Raw genomic sequence first — 1,937 nt, 5'->3', positions numbered from 1 at the left:
GAATCGTTTGCAATATGTCAGCTAATTTGTCACCCTGCGATGAATCTAATTTAAAGAGCATCGACGACTTGACATTTTTATTGGTTTTCAATGCCAGCTCTAAGTTTTCAAAAACAGTTAGCTTCTCAAAAACAGTGGGTTTTTGAAATTTACGGCCGATGCCCATTTGTGCAATTTGCGGCTCGTTGTAGCGCAGCAAATTGATGGTGCTGCCAAAGTAGACGCTGCCTTCATTGGGGCGTGTTTTACCAGTGATGATGTCCATCATGGTGGTTTTGCCAGCACCATTAGGGCCGATGATGCAGCGCAGTTCACCTGGCGCAATATCTAAAGACAGTTTGTTGATGGCTTTAAAACCGTCAAAGCTCACGCTCACATCTTCTAAATACAAAATACGTCCGTGGGTAATATCCACTTCACCCACAGGCGCAGCCAGCCGTGCAAAACCAGCGCTGCGACCGCCAGAAGCGGTATGTCCTGTGATAGCTGCTTTGGCTTGTGCTTCTTCAAAATGGCGAGCCCCTTGCTCCATCAAGTCGGGTGTCATTTTGCACCGCCTTTCTTGATCTCTACTGGGTTTTCTAAATCAGTCGTATTTTCAGTGCTCAATTTCTTTGGTTTGAATTTATTGATGAACTTGTTGATCAAGCCTATCACGCCATCAGGCAGGAACAGGGTCACACCAATGAACAAAGCACCTAAGAAGTACAGCCAGAACTCAGGGTAAGCCACCGTCAACCAACTCTTCGCACCGTTGACAATGAAAGCGCCTGCAACAGGACCAATCAAGCTTGCTCTGCCACCCACGGCAGCCCAAACTGCCATTTCAATCGAATTAGCAGGACTCATTTCACTGGGGTTGATAATTCCCACCTGCGGTACATACAAAGCGCCTGCAATGCCGCACATGATGGCTGATAGGGTCCAGATGGTCAGTTTGTAACCGACAGGTGAATAGCCACTGAACATGACACGCGTTTCAGCATCGCGTATCGCCTGCAACAGGCGGCCAAATTTACTATTGACCAACCATTTGGAAAACAAAAAGAATGCCAATAGCACAAGTCCCGTCAACACAAACAAAGTCATGCGCATGGTTGGTGTGGCAATGGGTATGTCCAAAATGCGTTTGAAATCGGTGAATCCATTGTTGCCACCAAAACCTGTTTCATTGCGGAAGAACAGCAGCATGGCGGCGAAAGTCATGGCCTGCGTGATGATGGAAAAGTAGACACCTTTGATGCGTGATCTGAATGCAAAATACCCAAATACAAAAGCAACCAAACCAGGTACCAAAACGATGAGAATCAAAGTGGCGATGAAGCTGTCGCTGAATGTCCAATGCCACGGTAAAGATTTCCAATCCAAGAACACCATGAAGTCAGGCAATTTGCTTTTGTAATTGCCATCCGTCCCGATTTGGCGCATCAGGTACATGCCCATCATGTAGGCACCCAGTGAAAAAAACAAACCATGACCCAATGACAAGATACCGGTGTAGCCCCAGATTAAGTCAATTGCCAATGCGCAAATTGCAAAGCACATGAACTTTCCGATTAGCCCTACCGCGTAATCGCTGAGATGCAATGCACTGTCAGCCGGCACCCATAAATTCAGAATGGGAACCAAGCAACTGATGACCAAGAGTGCGCCGATAAAGCCACTCCAACTGGCACGTGAAAGCAAAGGCGTTGGAGCGGGTAGGGTCGCTTCAAATTTTGATGGTAATTTTTCAGTCATGCTTCGGCACTCCGTCCCTTCATCGCAAAAATTCCTTGTGGTCGTTTTTGGATAAAGATGATGATGAAGACCAAAACAGCTATCTTGGCCAAGACTGCGCCAGTCCATCCTTCAAGCAGCTTGTTCAATATTCCCAACCCTAATGCTGCATATACGGTGCCAGCAAGTTGGCCTACGCCGCCCAATACAACCACCAT

3 protein-coding genes are annotated in these 1,937 nt (G+C 47.0%); all 3 read right to left on the bottom strand.

The genetic code is table 11. From position 1 onward, the window contains the following. A partial coding sequence (locus tag GX466_08360) for an ATP-binding cassette domain-containing protein (GenBank protein NLH94206.1) occupies positions 1-547 on the bottom strand: 547 nt, incomplete at its 3' end. Continuing rightward, entirely contained in the window at positions 544-1,740 is a 1,197-nt protein-coding gene (urtC, locus tag GX466_08355) for an urea ABC transporter permease subunit UrtC (protein ID NLH94205.1), read from the bottom strand. The genes GX466_08360 and urtC, both read right to left, overlap by 4 nt. Beyond that, the coding region (locus GX466_08350; protein NLH94204.1) for an urea ABC transporter permease subunit UrtB at positions 1,737-1,937 on the bottom strand (201 nt) is incomplete at its 5' end. The genes GX466_08350 and urtC, both read right to left, overlap by 4 nt.

Source organism: Candidatus Cloacimonadota bacterium (assembly GCA_012516855.1).
Taxonomy (GTDB): Bacteria; Cloacimonadota; Cloacimonadia; order Cloacimonadales; family Cloacimonadaceae; genus Syntrophosphaera.
Note: the sequence above shows the minus strand (reverse complement) of the source record. Positions and strands in the feature narration are given on the sequence as shown.